This window comes from Flavobacterium sp. (assembly GCF_043756175.1).
GTDB lineage: Bacteria > Bacteroidota > Bacteroidia > Flavobacteriales > Flavobacteriaceae > Flavobacterium.
This window is the reverse complement of sequence record NZ_JAYURN010000105.1, coordinates 19,400-36,725: the sequence shown is the minus strand read 5'-3', so window position 1 is coordinate 36,725 and position 17,326 is coordinate 19,400. Positions and strand designations below refer to the sequence as shown.

Genomic DNA, 17,326 nt, shown 5'->3' with positions numbered 1-17,326 from the left:
ACGGAGGTATTTCAACTCCAATAATAAGTAATTGCGTCATAGCGTTTAACAATGCTACGACCGGCGGAGGCGGAATTGATAATTTTGGGGTTTCGGGTAACGCGAGTCCAACTATTACAAACTGTGTTATTTATGAAAATACTGCCACTCAAAGAGCTGGGGGAATGTACTGTTGGGGTGGAAATAACGGAAATGCAAATCCCGTTGTGCTTAATACCGTTTTTGTAAACAATAGGGCTTTCGATGGTGGTGCACTTGTTTCGGATAGATTAAATACCAGTAGTGGTAGTTCTGGAAACAGTAATCCGAGTTTTAAAAACTGTATTTTCTGGGGAAATGCAACCACTGGTGGTTTAGGACCTCAGTTTTTTATTTTAGGTAATGCCACTGTAAATGTGACTTACACTAATATCGATTTAACAAACCAAAATGCACCTCATGTACTTACTGGAGCGACTACGGGAAACATAAATAGCAATCCTTCCTTTACAAATATTGCTTTAGGCGTTGGAGTAGATGGCAAATGGCTAACAACTGACGACGGATTGCAACTAAACAATGCAACTTCCCCGTGTTATAATACGGGTAATAACACTGGCGTTTCTTCAACCGATATTTTAAATTTTAATAGAATTATAGATGGAATTGTCGATATGGGTGCCTATGAATTTGATACTTTGTTGTCTATTGATTATTTTAATTTTAATCAGGAAGTTATTTTGTATCCAAACCCAACAAACGAAAGCTTGTATTTTTCTGGTTTAGAATCTACTTCTATTCAAATAAAAATCATAAATCAGTTGGGAAAAGTGGTTATAGATAGTCAGATTACAAACGAATTAAATGTAAGTAATTTACCCAAAGGAACTTATATTTTATTATTAAATACAATTCGTGGGTCACTTACAAGAAAATTTATAAAAGAATAACTCTTAGTTCTTGAACGAACTACCTGTTAAATTAAAAACGGCTTGTCAAATAATTTGACAAGCCGTTTTTAATTTAATTGATAAAACTATTACCAAATCCTCACACGATTTTCTGGTTTTACAAATAGTTTGTCTCCTTCTTTTATATCAAAAGCTTGATAGAAAGCATCAAGGTTTGTAAGTGGTACGTATGCTCTATACATTCCTGGCGAATGCGGATCGGTTTTCACTTGATTTTTAATCGCTTCATCTCTCATTTTCGATCTCCAAATGGTTGCCCAAGAAATAAATAGTCTTTGTTCCGGCGTGTATCCATCTATAAGTCCTGGATTTCCGTTTTGTTTTAAATACAATTGAAGACCATCATAAGCAGCATTTATACCACCTAAATCTCCGATGTTTTCTCCTAATGTAAATTTACCATCTACGTGAGTTCCTGGTAAAGGTTCTAACGCACTATATTCGTCTGCCAATGCGCCACCAAGACCTGTAAATTGTTTCAGATCATCTTCTGTCCACCAGTCAACTAAATTTCCGTCTGCATTGTATCTTGCTCCGGAATCATCGAATCCGTGAGAAATTTCGTGTCCAATTACGGCTCCTATTCCACCATAATTTACAGCTTCATCCGTTTTATAATCATAAAATGGTGGTTGCAAAATTGCTGCTGGGAAAACAATCTCATTGTATGATGGATTGTAATATGCATTTACCGTTTGTGGCGACATTCCCCATGTTGTCTTATCAACAGGTTTTTTTAAATCTGCGATGTTTTCATCAAAATTCCAACGAGAAACATTTTTGATGTTTTCGTAATAAGTTCCTCCTTGCGCGATTGATTTCACCTCTAGTTTAGAGTAATCTTTCCATTTGTCTGGATAACCAATTTTGATGGTCACTTTGTGTAATTTTTCGACTGCTTTTTTCTTGGTTTCAACAGACATCCATGTTAAATTATTTATTCTGTTTTCGTAAGCTAAAATAACATTGTCGATCATTGCTTTAGCTTTAGTTTTAGCTTCGGCAGGAAATTTTTTCTCTACATATAATTTACCTAAAGCTTCACCAACTGTCCCGTTTACAACTTGTAATGCTCTTTCGTTCCTAGGACGTTGTTTTTTTGCTCCTTGTAAAGTTTTGCTATAAAATTCCCAATTTGCAGTTTCGATTTCGTCAGTTAGTAATCCTGTTGATTTTCTCAATAATGTCCAACGCATGTAGGCTTTTAAATCGTCAATTTTAACTTCTTTAAAAATAGTTTCAAGAGCGGATATATATTTTGGTTGAGAAACTACAATCGATTCTAAATTAGTAATTCCAACACCGTCTAAATATCTTTTCCAATTAATTGATGGTGTTAATTTTTGTAATTCGGCAACCGTCATTGGGTTGTAAGTTTTTCTGTCATCACGAAGTTCGACTCTGTCTAATCTTGGTTTAGACATTGCGATTTCTAAAGCTAAAATTTTATCAGCTTCTAATTTTGCTTCTGCTGGTTTTGTTCCTAAAAACTGTAGCATTCTCGCTATATGAAGTACATATTTCTCGCGTTTTTCTTTCGAATCCTTATCATCAGAAACATAATACTCTCTGTCTGGCAAGCCCAAGCTACCAAGACCCAAATAAACTACATTTTTATTACTGTCTTTTGCATCTGCTCCTACTCCTACTCCGTAGAAACCTATTCCGCCCATAGGCTCCATTTCAATCAATAAATTATTTACGTCTTGAATGTTCTTTATTGCATCAATTTTTGTTAAATATGGTTTTATTGGTTTTATTCCAAGCTTGTTTCTTGAAATAGTATCCATATAAGTTTGGTAAACGCTTACCGATTTAGCTTGGTCCGATTTTGGATCTAGTTTTTTGTCCGCTGCCGCTTCTTTCAAAATGGCTAAAGCATCTTTATCTGTATTTTGACGCAATTCATCAAAACTTCCCCAACGTGTTTTATCGGCTGGAATTTCTGTTTTGTCATACCAAGTTCCGTTTACAAAACGAAAGAAATCATTTCCTGGTTTTACGTTTTTATCCATCAAATCTAGATTGATTCCTGGATTTTTTGGCTTGACACTTTCTTGTGCGTTTCCAGCCAAACTAGCTAGTGTAAAAACCGCTAATGAACTAGCGGTTATAATAGTTTTTTTCATGGTTAATTTTTAATTATTCTTTTTACTATATTTTGATTTTCTGATGATATTTTTACAAAATAAATTCCGTTTGAAACATTTTTCATGTCTAGAATATCTTGTGAATTTGCATTCGAAAAATTATTCCTAGACAGCACTACTTTTCCAGTTACATCATAAACTTCAACTTTATCGATAGCTTTGTTTCCTGTAGATACAGTAAACAATCCTGTTGATGGATTAGGATAAATGGCAATGTTTTTTAATTCGAAATCTTGATTAGATAAAGTACCGTCGATAATAAAATTATCAATAGTAACCCCTAAATCTACTTGACCACTATCGGATACAAATACAATTCTAAAAATCACATTAGGCTGACCTATTAAAGAGTTTAATAAATAATAATAGTCTGTTAATGTAGTTACAGCTCCAGTTCCATTAGCGCCTCCAGTCCCCCCTGTCCATTGTGCTCCTGGACAATTTTGACAATCATTTGCAGCTCCAGATGAAGCATTAGTTCTATTGCTATTATACCAATTTGGTCCCGCCGCGCCCAATACTGACCAATTTTGACCCATATTAGTTGAATATTCTACATATAATACATCATAATATTGTTCTAAAGCAAATGCCATTTTAAACTTAATAACTGGATTTACAGCATTCGTCAAATCATAACATTGAGAAAACAAATAAGATTTGGTACTATCTGGATAATTTCCTGTAAAATTAGTATTGTAAACATTATTTCCTGGGGTTGCTAAAACGCCATTTGTATTTATACCTCTTTTCCATTGACTAGAAGTAGCACCGTCATTAAAGGTTAATAATTCTGACGCAACGGTTTCAAATGTATTTAAAACGCCAATTGTTCCTGGATTGTTAATATATAACTGGGTAACTCCTTTGTTATTGTCTGAATAAGCATCGGCAGTAATTGTCGAAGTTATATTTAAATTATATGCTCCTCTTGTACTTATAATAAAAGTCGGAATAGTAATTATTTGTGAAGCACCGGCTGCAATACTACCTGTCCAAGTATAATTTTGCGGTGTTCCGTTGTAATCGTAAGTAATACCTACTGATGAGATAGGATTTATTCCATTATTTTTTACAGTTATTTGAGGAGAAACTGTACCTCCACAACTAATATCGGCTATTGGAGTTATCGCGGTTAATGCAATGTCGTTCGTAGGGATTTCGATAGGAATTGACGCTTGCCAAATACCGCGACCATAAGTTGCAGCAATAATTTTTCCTTCTTCTAAATTTATTTCTAAATCGGTAACTGAAACGTTAGGCAAATTAATGTCGAATGGCTCCCATTGTGTCATCGAATCGTCTCTATAATAAACCCCTAAACTTGTTCCTAAATATAATGGATTTAAAGAATTTCTTCCTTGGTGTCTTATCACATTTTTCCCAATTGCTGGTAAATTTGTCGAAAATGAAGCAAAAGCTGTTCCTCCGTTTGTAGATTTTAATGCTAAACCTCCAGTTCCCGAAGTAGTAAGATAAACAATGCTGTTGTTTGAATAATTTACACAAATTGAAGTAATATTAGCTGCCGCAGTGTATACAAGTGAAAATGCCACCCCTTTATTTGTGCTTTTATATAATCGTGTCCCGTTTGATACATACATAATATTATCATTACTAGGATCGACATAAACTAACTCTATGTCTCCCGTCCCAATTGTTCCTGAACTTTGCTGTACCCATGCAACTCCATTTAATATATATAATCTCGAATAACCCGCAAAAACTTCACCTAAACTATTTATAGCCATTGGTGTTACCCAATTTCCGCCATCATCATTTGTACCAGTTTCTGCAGTTGGAGCTCCCACGCCGGAACCCTGTGAGTTTCCAGCATCGGTACTTATATACATACTTCCTCCAAACTGTATAAAGCCATAATATTTACCGCTATTGTTCGGGTCTACACCTGTATCCATACCATCAGCACCATAATAATTTTTCCAAGCATTATTACTATATGCATGACCACCATTATCTTGTAAACCACCTACCATATTTCCAGCAGATTGTTTGGAAACTGCCACTTTATAAAACTGACTAATTTGAAGTCCAGCTGTTAAACTTGCAAAATTGACTCCTGAATTGCTTGATTTGTATATTCCACCATCTGTTCCTGCATAAAGATTGTTCCCGAAATATTTTAAAAAATGAATATCTGCATGAGAATAAGAAGCACTTGCGGGTGAGCTCCAATCATTTACTTTGGTCATCGTTGTTCCTCCATCGACAGATTTCCAAATATTTAAACAACCAGTATAAATTTCGTTAGCATTTGTGGTAGATACCGCAAGTGCTAAATCATATCCTGATTGGTTAGATTCAAACACATCGGTAGTTGATGTTGTTTTTGTCCAATTTGTTCCACCATTAATAGAGCGATAAATTCCTTGAAAAGCACCACCTGTTGCGCTTAAAATATAAATATAATTCGCGTTTGCCGGAGTAACATCTAATAGTAATCTACTAGAACTTGAAGGTAATCCAGTAATTATATTTACAAAACTAGTTCCTGTATCGGTAGATTTATAAAAATTAGTATTACTTACCACATAAACATTGGTTGGATCTGTTGGTTTAAGCCTTATGGCTCCTTGATGAAAACTTCCCGCTTGTACATTTGTCCAACTTGCACCACCATTTATAGTTTTCCAAATACCGGTGTTGGTGGCACACCACAAAATTAGATTATTTGTTGGGTGTATTACTAAATCTCCAGCTCTGGTTACTCCTGTCATTGCTGCAGTAGCAGCCCAAGTTACTCCTCCATCGGTCGATTTGTAAACCCCAACAAAAGCGGTATCTCCACCATCTTTATCACCAGTAGCAATATATATTGTGCTTGAAGTTGAATAATCAACTGCAATTCCCGAAACTCCTATTTGTGGTAAATTATCTGTAAGTGGTGTCCAAGTAATGCCAACATCGTTCGATTTCCATATTCCTCCAGCTGGCGAACCAACATATAGTGTATTTGGGTTTGATGGATCAACACAAATCTCTTGAACCCGTCCTTGTCCTGACGACCAAGAACCTGTATTGGTGTGCGTAAAAGGACCTACCGGAGTCCAGTTACTTACTGGTAAACTCAAAGCAGATTTATTACTTTTTGATTGCTTTTTTTTTTGCCAAGCCGACATAAATTCGTCTGGTGAAATTATTCTCCCATCTTCTTTTACAAGATTTCCCCAATAATTTTCCCAACGTTTAAAAGGTTTAAAACCACTTCCTTTTTTAGAATGATCTTTGTCTTTCCAATATTCATTGAATGAATTTACTATTTCGTCAAAAGTAGGTTCTTGGTTTTTTTGTGAAGTTTTGTTTTTCATCCAAGTCGCATCTGAGTAAAACTGCGCATTTACATTAATAAAAAAAGATAATGCAAAAAGTAGGTATATTTTTTTCATTTTACTGTGTGTTTTGTCAAAAATAGTAAGTTTTTTTCATTTTTTCGCTTTTTTAACGATGATTTTAAAATTATTTATCGGGCTTGGTGTTTTTATTATTTTGTATTTTTGTAGAAAAAATCACCTCATGCTTCATTTTTTACGAAAATTTAAAACCTTATTTATAGTACTATTATTTTTATCCGTTATTATAATTTGGTTATTTTATAATGTCTTAAATCGTAAAACGTTACCTGTTTTTACACCATCGATGGTAAATCCTGAGTTAGTCGATTCGACAATTCAATATGTCGCCAATAAACACATCATTGCCGATTTTGCTTTTACCAACCAAAACGGGAAAAAGATTACCCAAAAAGATTATGAAGGCAAAATTTATGTTGCCGATTTCTTCTTTACTACTTGTGGCACAATTTGCCCAATGATGACAGATAATATGGTTTGGTTACAAGACCAGATTAAAGACAATCCTAAAGTGATGTTGCTTTCTCATTCGGTAACGCCAGAGGTTGATAATGTTTCCGTGCTAAAAGCTTACGCCAAAAGAAAAGGTGTCATTGATGCAAAATGGAATCTCGTAACCGGAAACAAAAAAGACATTTACTACATTGCAAGAAAATCCTATTTAGCGGTAAAAACTGGAAAACCATCAGAATTATTTGACATGGTACACACCGAAAATTTTGTTTTAGTCGATGACAAAAGCAGAGTTCGCGGTTTTTATGATGGTACTAAACGAGAAGAAGTCGAAAAATTACTACTAGACATTCTTTTTTTGTGTGAATCCAATAAAAAGGATTAATTTTGCTTTAAATTTATTCAATCTAAATAAACTTGAACTTAGCCATTTCAAATCTCGCCATTGGTCAAAAAGCAATCATCAAAGATTTTGACATTAACAATATCCCTCTAAAGTTATTAGAAATGGGTTGTTTGCCAGGAAATATGGTCGAAGTTATTCAAATTGCGCCTTTTGGTGATCCTTTATATTTAAACATAAACGATAGTCATGTAGCTATTAGATTAGAAACTGCTTCTATAATAGAAGTCGAAATCTACAAAGAAAACCAACTATAATGAAAGTCGGGAACATTAATATTGCTTTAATTGGGAATCCAAATACTGGTAAAACTTCGGTATTTAACCAACTAACGGGATTGAACCAACAAGTAGGAAATTATCCAGGAATTACTGTCGAAAAAAAACAAGGTATTTGCAAATTATCATCTAATCTTAAGGCAACTATTCTCGATTTACCCGGGACTTACAGTCTAAACGCAAGTTCGCTAGACGAAAATGTAGTTATCGAATTACTGTTAAACAAAAACGATAAAGATTTTCCAGATGTAGCAATTGTAGTCACTGAAGTCGAAAATTTGAAACGAAATTTACTTCTTTTTACCCAAATAAAAGATTTAGAAATTCCGACAATTCTAGTCATCAACATGTCCGATAGGATGTCGTATAAAGGAATTTCGTTAGATATCCCGTATTTAGAAAATCAGCTGAAAACCAAAATTGCCTTAGTAAGTTCTCGCAAAGGTGAAGGTATTGATGATTTGAAAAATCTAATTATCAATTACAAAAATATTACAACCGAACCTTGTTTGAATGCTTCAAATATAGATGTTACATATTTTAATAATTTGCGTCGCGCTTTCCCAAATCAATCTTTATATAAATTGTGGTTGGTTATCACGCAAGACGTAAATTTTGCTAATTTAAACAGAAACGAGTTACCAAATCCTTCGTTCGCAAAATCGAAAGAAGACCTGAAAAGATTGCAACAAAAAGAAACCATCAAACGTTATCAATTTATTAATGATGTTTTGAAAGTTGGACAAAAAATAGACTTGGCTTCCGCCAAAGATTTACGAAGCAAACTCGACCGAATATTAATGCACAAAGTATTTGGTTATGTGATTTTCTTCTTGATTCTGATGCTCATTTTTCAATCCATTTTCGATTGGTCTAGTTTACCAATGGATTTTATAGACAGTTCGTTCGTTTCCTTAAGTTCTTGGACAGAATCTCAACTACCAGCAGGCGTTTTAACCAATCTAATCGTGCAAGGAATTATTCCAGGATTGGGAGGAATAGCTATTTTTATTCCCCAAATTGCTTTTTTATTCTTATTTATATCGATACTTGAAGAAAGTGGTTATATGAGTAGAGTAGTTTTCTTGATGGATAAATCGATGCGAAAATTTGGTCTTTCCGGCAAAAGTGTGGTTCCGCTAATCTCGGGAACTGCTTGTGCCATTCCGGCGATTATGGCAACGAGAAATATCGAAAGCTGGAAAGAACGACTCATCACCATTCTAGTTACGCCGTTTACAACTTGTTCTGCAAGATTGCCTGTTTATTCGATTATAATCTCATTAGTTATCCCAAATACAAGACTTTTTGGTTTGTTTAATTTACAAGGAATTACACTAATGATGTTGTACTTATTAGGTTTCGGAATGGCCTTTTTATCTGCTTGGTTATTAAATAAAATTTTAAAAATTCAATCGAAATCCTATTTTGTGGTCGAAATGCCCAATTACAAGTTACCAATGTTTAAAAACGTAGCGATAAATGTTATAGAAAAAACAAAATCTTTCGTTTTTGGCGCAGGAAAAATGATTTTAGCACTTTCAGTAATATTATGGTTTTTAGCTTCTTACGGGCCTGGTGAAAATTTCAGAAATGCTAGAGAAATAGTTTCTAAACAAAACATTACGACAGAGAATTTAGAAAATGAAATTGCTTCTTACAAACTAGAAAATTCTTATATAGGAATTATAGGAAAATCGATAGAGCCAGCCATTACACCTTTAGGTTATGATTGGAAAATTGGTATTGCTATTGTAACTTCTTTTGCAGCAAGAGAAGTTTTTGTAGGAACATTAGCTACGATTTATAGTATAGAAGAAACTGGAGATCAAGAAGAAACAATAAAAAATAAACTATCTACCGAAATAAATCCTATTACTGGGGACAAACTATTCAACTTAGCTTCGGGCGTTTCCTTATTGCTTTTTTATGCTTTTGCGATGCAATGCATGAGCACACTTGCGGTGACTAAAAAAGAAACAAATTCTTGGAAATGGCCAGCAATCCAGTTGGTGTTTATGAGTGGATTTGCTTATACTGTGGCATTAATTGCTTATCAAATCCTGAAATAATGACACAAGAAATCATTGCCATATTATTATTAATTATTGCAGTATATTTTCTGTACAAGAAATTCTTTGGCAAAAAGAAAAACGATAAAAATTGTGGTGGCGATTGTGGTTGTAATTAATTGATTTAACTCGTTTGGGAATCCAATTTTTTATTTTTTACCTCATAGAAACATAGTTTTTATGCGTTTAATAAAGACGTTTCACTTTATTATAGTAAAACCATAGCTTTGTGAACCAATAATTGGTCTATCTAACTCTTTTTTCTATGCTTCTATGTGGTTTTTAAATTTTTATTATTTGCACACAACGCGTTTAATTAATAAAAATTAATCTCCAAACGATACTCTTTTTTAACTAAAACTTTGTCTTTTATAGGAAACGGGAAAACATAAATAGATTCAATTTTCTTATTAGTATCGTATTTTGTAAAAAAGTTAATCGCTTCTTCGTTGTTGTTTGGTGAAACCGTAAGTTTTGTTTCTTCTACCAATTTTTTGTCTTTATAAACTAAAATCACCGTTTGTACTTCGCCAGCCCAAATGCATTGCACACCTTCTGGACAGCGAGAATCGGACGTTACTTCTTTTAGTCGGAAAGAATATCCTTTTTTAGTAAGACAGCTTTTATAGCTAATTTTTATAGGATTTTGTTTCGATTCTTGTGCAAAAACAGAAACATTAAAAATTAATAAAAAAAGAAAAAAGATATTTTTCATTTTAGTTTTTTTTAAAGTAAATTCAAATATAATGATAAAGTCGAAAGTTTAAATGTCATAATGTCGAAAGTCCTTCAAATTGTTTCAAAAATTTTCAATCTTTTTGAAATAAGAAAACAACAAATCTAAAGACTTAAAGACATTCAAACTTTTGACTTTTGTCTTTCGGCTTTTTCTACATTATTTTTACAAATAAGTTACTCGCAATTTTATTTGAAATCGTCAGCTCTTTTGCATCAACTTTTATTATTAATGACAAATCGAACGTTTCTTTCGATATGATTTCGATTTTAGAACCCAACGCTATTTCTTGTTTGTCTAGATATTTTAAAAATTCCGATGAAGTGTCCTTTACACCAACGCAAACACCAATTTGTTTTTCGTTTAATTCCGATAACAATTGTTTTTCTATCGAAATAATTTGCCCGTTAGCATTTGGGATTGGGTCACCATGAGGATCTTCGGTTGGATTACCCAGAAAATCATCTAGTTTGTTAATTAGTTTTTCAGATTTTATGTGTTCTAATTGTTCGGCAATATCATGCACTTCATCCCAAGGAAAATTTAATTTTTCGACCAGAAAAACTTCCCATAAACGGTGTTTTCGTACAATCATTTTTGCCGAAAGCGAACCTTTTTCCGTAAGTGAAACGCCTTGGTATTTTTTGTAATTTACGAGGTCTTTCTCAGCTAATTTTTTAAGCATATCGGTAACCGAAGACGCTTTTGTTTCCATTTTTTCGGCAATAGCATTGGTACTTACTTCCGAATCTGAAATAGTGGTAAGATGGTAAATCGTTTTTAGATAATTTTCTTCTGAAAAAGTCATTTTTTATTTTTTAACGATAAATAAGGGAATTGAAATTTCGTGACGCAACTTGTCGACTGTGGTGCCAAAAAGCAAATCTTTTATCCCACGATGACCGTGTGTTCCCATAACCAAAACATCAAAATCTCCTTCGTTTATAATTTTAGGAATCGCTTTGTTTGGTTTACCAAAACCTAATTTTGTTGACACTTTAAATCCTTTTTGTGTAAGCATTTCTTCATATTCTTTCAATAATTTTTCGTCTATCGAGGTTTCGTGATCATCGGCATTTTCACCAAAAAGGATGGCTCCTATGGTTTCAACTACGTGAATTAAAGTGTATTTAGCATCAATTCCACCCAACTCAAATGCGGTATTTATTGCCAGTTCATCTGCTGAAGAAAAATCTACCGAAACAGCAATGTTCTTTTTACTGTAAGTTTCCGAAGGCGAAAATTTAAGCACCATATTGTGTGGCGAATGGTTTTGAATCTCAATTTTAGATTTGGTTACAAACGGTTTAAAAACAATATATAGTAACAAAATTAAAAAACCAACAGCTAACGGAACAACCGTAAGCCATAGTATAATTGGGTTTTCTGATGTTTCCAACCAGCCTTGAATCTCGTTAAAAACCAATTTAGCATTCAACGAAACAATGATTAAAGCCACAATCCAAGAAGCAACTTGTGTGGTTTTAGAAATGGCAAAACCTTTCATTCGCTCTTTATCCGAAACAAAATGTATAAGCGGAATAATTGCAAATCCCAACTGTAAACTCAAAATTACTTGACTCAAAATAAGCATTTTTCCTGTTACGCTTTCACCAAAAACCGAAATCACAATGACCGCTGGAACAATCGCAATTAATCTCGTAATAATACGACGAACCCATGGCTGAATACGTAAATTCAAATAACCTTCCATAATAATTTGTCCAGCCAGAGTCCCAGTAATGGTCGAACTTTGTCCTGCAGCAATAAGTGCTACTGCAAATAATATAGGTGCCCAATCAGTTCCCAACATAGGTGCTAAAAGTTGGTGTGCATCTTGAATTTCGGCAACTTCGAACATGCCGTTTTTGTAAAATGTGGCTGCTGCCAAAATTAAAATTGCTGCATTTACAAAAAAAGCTAAGTTTAAAGCTATGGTCGAATCAATAAAATTATATTTTAAAGCTTGCTTAATTCCTACCGAACTTCTATCGAATTTTCTGGTTTGTACCAATGACGAATGCAAGTACAAATTGTGTGGCATAACCGTTGCGCCAATAATTCCGATAGCAATATAAAGCGCATTTTCGTTTGGCATAGACGGAATTAATCCTTTTAGAATGCTTCCTACTTCTGGCTGAGCAAAAATCATTTCGAAAATAAAGGAAATTCCAATAATCATCACCAAAGCAATAATAAAAGCTTCCATTTTTTTAATCCCTTTATTAATCAAAAACAGCAACAAAAAAGTATCTAAAACAGTAATGATTACTCCTTGTAGTAGCGGAATTCCAAACAATAAATTAATACCGATAGCCATTCCCAAAACCTCTGCCAAATCACAAGCTGCAATAGCAATTTCGGCAAGAAAATAAAGAATATAATTGATGAACTTAGGATACGTTTCTCTTGATGCTTGCGCTAAATCTCGTTGGGTTACAATACCTAATCGCGCACTCAAACTTTGCAAAAGCAGCGCCATGATATTACTCATAAGCAAAACCCAAAGTAAGGCATAACCAAATTGACTTCCTCCTGCAAGATCGGTAGCCCAATTTCCAGGATCCATATAACCGACACTAACAAGGTAGGCTGGGCCAAAAAAGGCTAATATTTTTCTGAAAACAGTAGTTTTATTTTGCGTTGAAACCGATTGATTTACTTCTTCTAAGGATTTTCCCATGTTTGAAAAAAATTATTATTTCACAAATATAATTATATATTTTGTTTTGTATGAATATATTTTTTAGTTTTGTCTAAAATTTAATTTAAACCATAATGAAAAAAATATTTTTAATATTTTTATTACTAATATCCTTATTTGCTTTCTCACAAGAAACACAAGTAATCTCCGGTCAAGTTTTTGGAGAAAAATTAGGGTTAGAAGCAATCGAAATTTCTTTAGTTGGTACAAATAGAAAAACAGAAACAGATAGTTTAGGGTATTATAAGTTTGAACTATTAGCCGTTGGAAACTATAAGATTCAAGCGTGGTCTATGGATTTTCAAACGATTAGAAAAAATATTGTTGTAAAGGAAAATGATAGTTTACTTGTAAATTTCGATTTAATAATAACTCCAAACAATTTAAACGAAGTAGTCATTTCCGGCACTTTAAAACCTGTTCGACGACTAGAAAGTCCTGTTCCTGTAGAAGTTTACTCACCTGTTTATTTCAAAAAAAATCCAACACCAAGTATTTATGAGGCTTTGCAAAATGTAAATGGCGTTCGTCCGCAACTAAATTGTGGTGTTTGCAATACGGGAGATATTCATATAAATGGTCTGGAAGGTCCTTATACATTAGTGTTAATCGACGGAATGCCTATTGTAAGCAGCTTATCAACCGTTTATGGCTTGTCTGGAATTCCAAATTCACTAGTAGAACGCATCGAAATCGTAAAAGGCCCAGCATCGTCATTATACGGAAGTGAAGCTGTGGGTGGTTTGATAAATATTATCACCAAAAATGCCACTAATGCCCCAAAGTTTTCGGCTGATGCTTTTTCGACTTCCTATCTTGAAAACAATATTGATATGGGAGCAAAATTTAATGTGGGCAAAAAAGCGATTGCATTAGTTGGATTGAACTATTTTAAGTACGGAAACAGAGTCGATAATGACAACGACGGTTTTACCGATGTAACTTTATCAGACAGGATTTCGATATTTCAGAAATGGACTTTTGCTCGAAAAGAGAATAGATTGTTTACAATTGCAGGTCGTGGCGTTTATGAAGATCGTTTTGGCGGCGACATGCGTTGGGAAAGAAAATATCGTGGCGGAAATGAAATATACGGAGAAAGTATCTATACCAAACGAGTAGAATTATTAGGAAATTATCAATTACCAACTTCCGAGAAAATAATGTTTTCTTTTTCAGGAAACGTACATTTTCAAGACAGCAGATATGGAACTACTAGTTATATTGCCAATCAAAAAATTGCTTTTGGGCAACTTACTTGGGACAAAAAAATCTCAAAACACGATATGCTTTTGGGAACTGCTTTGCGCTACAATTATTATGATGACAACACACCATCAACAACAAAAAATGGAGAAAACAATCCAGAAAAAACATTTCTACCAGGTATTTTTGTGCAAGACGAAATTGCTTTTAATGATAAAAACAAACTCTTAATGGGTTTGCGTTATGATTACAATTCGTTTCACGGAAATATTTTCACGCCTCGAATTGCCTATAAATTGAAATTAAATGACAATAATATCATTAGGTTGAATGCTGGAACAGGTTTTAGAGTAGTAAATTTGTTTACCGAAGACCACGCCGCACTAACTGGTTCTCGTGATGTTGTGATAAAAAGCAACTTGAAACCAGAACAATCTGTAAACGTAAATTTGAATTATATCAAGAAGTTTAACTTCGAAAGCGGAACATTTGTAGGAATCGAAACATCTTTATTTCATACCCGATTTAGCAATAAAATTGTAAACGATTACTCGACCGATCCAAACAAAATTATTTATGATAATATAAATGGATATGCGATAAGCCAAGGAATTACAACAAATATTGATGTGAATTTTACCAATGGTTTAAAAATCATAACTGGCGTTTCGTTTTTAGATAATAGAAATATACAAAACGGAATTAGTGAAATTCCAGTTCTAACAGAACGTTTTACAGGAACTTGGAATGTGTCTTACAAAATAAAAGAAGTAGATTTAACAATCGATTACACAGGGAATTTATACGGCTCTATGAAATTACCTTTATTAAATGATTTAGATCCACGTGCGCCAAAATCGCCAACTCATAGTATTCAAAATCTTCAACTTACATATTCCGGTTTCAAAAATTTTGAAATTTATTCAGGAATAAAAAATTTATTAAACTTTTTACCAAAACAAAATAATCCATTTTTAATAGCCAATGCTAACGATCCTTTTGAAGCCAATGTGCTATATGGTGCCAATGGACAAGTCTTGGCAACGCCTCAAAATCCGTATGGATTAACTTTTGACACGACTTATGTGTATGCACAAAACCAAGGTATTCGAGGCTTTTTTGGGATACGTTTTAATTTGAAATAATGAGAAATCTTATTTGTTTGGTTATTTTTATTTTGGCAATTCCGAAAGGTTTTTCCCAATTGAATCTATCCAAATTTGAAGAAATTGACAGTCTGCAAAAAGTAGAAAAACGGAAAGTTATTGTATTTATCCATACCAATTGGTGCAAATATTGTACGGCAATGCAAAGTAAAACCTTTAAAAATCAACTTGTTCAAAATGAAATAAACGAACGTTTTTACTTTATCTCTTTTGATGCAGAAGAGAAGGAAAAAATTATTTTTAATAAAAATACTTTCGTTTTTAAACCCAACGGAAATAATTCTGGAATTCACGAATTAGCCATCGAGTTAGGGACAATTAACAAACAAATAAATTACCCCATTTTATGTGTTTTGAATGATAAAAACGAAATTGTTTTTCAACACAACAGCTATCTAAATTCAAAGCAACTAATTAAAATACTCAAAACAATAAAATAAATGGTAAATAAATAGAAATAAATGAACTAGTTCATGTGAATTAATTACTAAATTTGCGTTCTTATTAAAAATTTAAGTTATGTTACAAATCGCATTTATTAGAGAAAATCAGGGAAAAGTAATCAAAGCTTTGGCAAAAAGAAGTATTGATGCTACTGCTATTGTTCAAGAAGTGGTGCAATTAGATGAAAAACGTCGTGCAACACAAGTAGAATTAGATACTATTTTATCCGAATCTAATAATATATCCAAAGAAATTGGCGATTTGATGAAAAGTGGCGAAAAAGAAAAAGCTACCGCTCTAAAAGAGCAAATTGCTACCAATAAAGAAAAAACCAAAGAGTTGTCTGAAATAACTGAAGCTTTAGCAAAAGATTTATTAGACAAACTATATACTTTACCTAACCTTCCAGCTGACATTGTTCCTGAAGGGAAAACACCTGAAGAAAATCTAAATATTTTCGAGGAAGGTGCAATTCCAGTTTTACACGAAGGAGCACAACCTCACTGGGAATTAATTAAAAAATATGATATTGTCGATTTCGAATTAGGTACTAAAATTACAGCTCCCGGATTTCCTGTTTACAAAGGAAAAGGAGCCAAATTACAACGTGCACTTATTTCTTACTTTTTAGATAAAAATACTGATGCAGGTTACCAAGAATATCAGGTTCCACACATGGTAAACGAAGCTTCTGCATATGGAACTGGACAATTGCCTGACAAAGAAGGACAAATGTATCACGATGCAAAAGATAATTTATATCTTATTCCAACTGCCGAAGTCCCTGTAACAAACATTTTTAGAGATGTTATTCTTAACGAAAATGAATTACCCGTTTTATGTACAGGTTATACGCCATGTTTCCGTCGTGAAGCAGGTTCTTGGGGCGCTCACGTTCGTGGACTAAACCGTTTGCATCAATTTGACAAAGTAGAAATTGTTCGTATAGAGCATCCTGATAAATCGTATGAAGCGCTAGAAGGAATGGTCGAACACGTAAAAAGTATTTTACAAGAACTAAAATTACCATACCGAATCCTTCGCCTTTGTGGTGGAGATATGGGTTTTGCATCGGCATTAACTTATGATTTTGAAGTTTTTAGTACAGCACAAGATCGTTGGTTAGAAATTTCATCTGTATCTAATTTTGAAACGTTTCAGTCTAATAGATTAAAATTACGTTTCAAAGATAAAGACGGTAAAAACCAATTGGCACACACCTTAAACGGAAGTTCATTGGCTTTACCAAGGGTTTTAGCAGGAATATTAGAAAATTATCAAACACCAGAAGGAATTGTAATTCCAGAAGTACTTAGAAAATATACAGGTTTTGATATCATAAATTAAAAACTACAGAATTTTTTAGATGTACTAATGAAGCATAAAAATTGTT

At 33.4% G+C, this 17,326-nt stretch carries 13 protein-coding genes; 8 read left to right on the top strand and 5 right to left on the bottom strand.

Annotation, left to right across the window (positions count from 1 at the left end; translation table 11 throughout):
* Nucleotides 1-929, top strand: a 929-nt coding sequence (locus ACH2BP_RS08295) for a T9SS type A sorting domain-containing protein (protein ID WP_395058830.1), incomplete at its 5' end; no start/stop codon positions are given.
* An 89-nt stretch (nucleotides 930-1,018) separates the two neighbouring features.
* Here the strand turns inward: ACH2BP_RS08295 and ACH2BP_RS08290 are convergent.
* Both ACH2BP_RS08290 and ACH2BP_RS08285 read right to left on the bottom strand, forming a co-directional pair.
* On the bottom strand, nucleotides 1,019-3,079 hold the full coding sequence (locus tag ACH2BP_RS08290; protein WP_395058828.1) for a M13 family metallopeptidase: 2,061 nt from the start codon (nucleotides 3,077-3,079) through the stop codon (nucleotides 1,019-1,021).
* A 2-nt stretch (nucleotides 3,080-3,081) separates the two neighbouring features.
* Nucleotides 3,082-6,507, bottom strand: a complete 3,426-nt coding sequence (locus tag ACH2BP_RS08285) for a T9SS type A sorting domain-containing protein (protein ID WP_395058826.1) — start codon at nucleotides 6,505-6,507, stop codon at nucleotides 3,082-3,084.
* Between the two features lie 127 nt (nucleotides 6,508-6,634).
* Between ACH2BP_RS08285 and ACH2BP_RS08280 the strand changes: the two genes are divergently transcribed.
* Genes ACH2BP_RS08280 through ACH2BP_RS08265 form a run of 4 tightly spaced genes read left to right on the top strand, consistent with a single transcriptional unit; the run spans nucleotide 6,635 to nucleotide 9,796 of the window.
* The gene (locus ACH2BP_RS08280) at nucleotides 6,635-7,309 is read left to right on the top strand and encodes an SCO family protein (RefSeq protein ID WP_395058824.1); all 675 of its coding nucleotides are present in this window, start codon (nucleotides 6,635-6,637) and stop codon (nucleotides 7,307-7,309) included.
* Between the two features lie 32 nt (nucleotides 7,310-7,341).
* Entirely contained in the window at nucleotides 7,342-7,584 is a 243-nt protein-coding gene (locus ACH2BP_RS08275; protein ID WP_395058822.1) for a ferrous iron transport protein A, read from the top strand.
* Nucleotides 7,584-9,677 (top strand): ferrous iron transport protein B, encoded by a 2,094-nt coding sequence (gene feoB / locus ACH2BP_RS08270; protein WP_395058820.1) that lies wholly within the window; start codon nucleotides 7,584-7,586, stop codon nucleotides 9,675-9,677. Before ACH2BP_RS08275 ends, feoB begins: the two co-directional genes overlap by 1 nt.
* Nucleotides 9,677-9,796, top strand: coding sequence for a FeoB-associated Cys-rich membrane protein (locus ACH2BP_RS08265; RefSeq protein WP_395058818.1), 120 nt, complete (start codon nucleotides 9,677-9,679; stop codon nucleotides 9,794-9,796). Before feoB ends, ACH2BP_RS08265 begins: the two co-directional genes overlap by 1 nt.
* 197 nt (nucleotides 9,797-9,993) lie before the next feature.
* On the opposite strand, the gene ACH2BP_RS08260 is transcribed toward ACH2BP_RS08265, so the two are convergent.
* The 3 genes from ACH2BP_RS08260 to ACH2BP_RS08250 form a co-directional block, all read right to left on the bottom strand.
* Nucleotides 9,994-10,392, bottom strand: coding sequence for a hypothetical protein (locus tag ACH2BP_RS08260; protein ID WP_395058816.1), 399 nt, complete (start codon nucleotides 10,390-10,392; stop codon nucleotides 9,994-9,996).
* 175 nt (nucleotides 10,393-10,567) lie between these two features.
* Complete coding sequence (locus ACH2BP_RS08255; RefSeq protein WP_395058814.1) at nucleotides 10,568-11,221, bottom strand: metal-dependent transcriptional regulator; 654 nt, start codon at nucleotides 11,219-11,221, stop codon at nucleotides 10,568-10,570.
* A 3-nt stretch (nucleotides 11,222-11,224) separates the two neighbouring features.
* The gene (locus ACH2BP_RS08250; RefSeq protein WP_395058812.1) at nucleotides 11,225-13,096 is read right to left on the bottom strand and encodes an Nramp family divalent metal transporter; all 1,872 of its coding nucleotides are present in this window, start codon (nucleotides 13,094-13,096) and stop codon (nucleotides 11,225-11,227) included.
* Nucleotides 13,097-13,191: 95 nt separating this feature from the next.
* Between ACH2BP_RS08250 and ACH2BP_RS08245 the strand changes: the two genes are divergently transcribed.
* From ACH2BP_RS08245 to serS, 3 genes are all read left to right on the top strand, one after another.
* The gene (locus ACH2BP_RS08245) at nucleotides 13,192-15,468 is read left to right on the top strand and encodes a TonB-dependent receptor domain-containing protein (protein ID WP_395058810.1); all 2,277 of its coding nucleotides are present in this window, start codon (nucleotides 13,192-13,194) and stop codon (nucleotides 15,466-15,468) included.
* Nucleotides 15,468-15,929, top strand: coding sequence for a thioredoxin family protein (locus ACH2BP_RS08240; protein ID WP_395058808.1), 462 nt, complete (start codon nucleotides 15,468-15,470; stop codon nucleotides 15,927-15,929). Before ACH2BP_RS08245 ends, ACH2BP_RS08240 begins: the two co-directional genes overlap by 1 nt.
* A gap of 79 nt (nucleotides 15,930-16,008) precedes the next feature.
* On the top strand, nucleotides 16,009-17,280 hold the full coding sequence (gene serS, locus ACH2BP_RS08235; protein WP_395058806.1) for a serine--tRNA ligase: 1,272 nt from the start codon (nucleotides 16,009-16,011) through the stop codon (nucleotides 17,278-17,280).
* The last annotated feature ends 46 nt before the right edge of the window (nucleotides 17,281-17,326 follow it).

Bases quoted from the DNA above. Each gene is read 5' to 3' on its own strand.
- feoB (WP_395058820.1), top strand. From the start codon at position 7,584: ATGAAAGTCGGGAACATTAATATTGCTTTAATTGGGAATCCAAATACT.
- ACH2BP_RS08285 (WP_395058826.1), bottom strand. From the start codon at position 6,507: ATGAAAAAAATATACCTACTTTTTGCATTATCTTTTTTTATTAATGTA.
- ACH2BP_RS08265 (WP_395058818.1), top strand. From the start codon at position 9,677: ATGACACAAGAAATCATTGCCATATTATTATTAATTATTGCAGTATAT.
- ACH2BP_RS08250 (WP_395058812.1), bottom strand. From the start codon at position 13,096: ATGGGAAAATCCTTAGAAGAAGTAAATCAATCGGTTTCAACGCAAAAT.
- ACH2BP_RS08260 (WP_395058816.1), bottom strand. From the start codon at position 10,392: ATGAAAAATATCTTTTTTCTTTTTTTATTAATTTTTAATGTTTCTGTT.
- ACH2BP_RS08255 (WP_395058814.1), bottom strand. From the start codon at position 11,221: ATGACTTTTTCAGAAGAAAATTATCTAAAAACGATTTACCATCTTACC.
- ACH2BP_RS08245 (WP_395058810.1), top strand. From the start codon at position 13,192: ATGAAAAAAATATTTTTAATATTTTTATTACTAATATCCTTATTTGCT.
- ACH2BP_RS08240 (WP_395058808.1), top strand. From the start codon at position 15,468: ATGAGAAATCTTATTTGTTTGGTTATTTTTATTTTGGCAATTCCGAAA.
- ACH2BP_RS08280 (WP_395058824.1), top strand. From the start codon at position 6,635: ATGCTTCATTTTTTACGAAAATTTAAAACCTTATTTATAGTACTATTA.
- ACH2BP_RS08290 (WP_395058828.1), bottom strand. From the start codon at position 3,079: ATGAAAAAAACTATTATAACCGCTAGTTCATTAGCGGTTTTTACACTA.
- serS (WP_395058806.1), top strand. From the start codon at position 16,009: ATGTTACAAATCGCATTTATTAGAGAAAATCAGGGAAAAGTAATCAAA.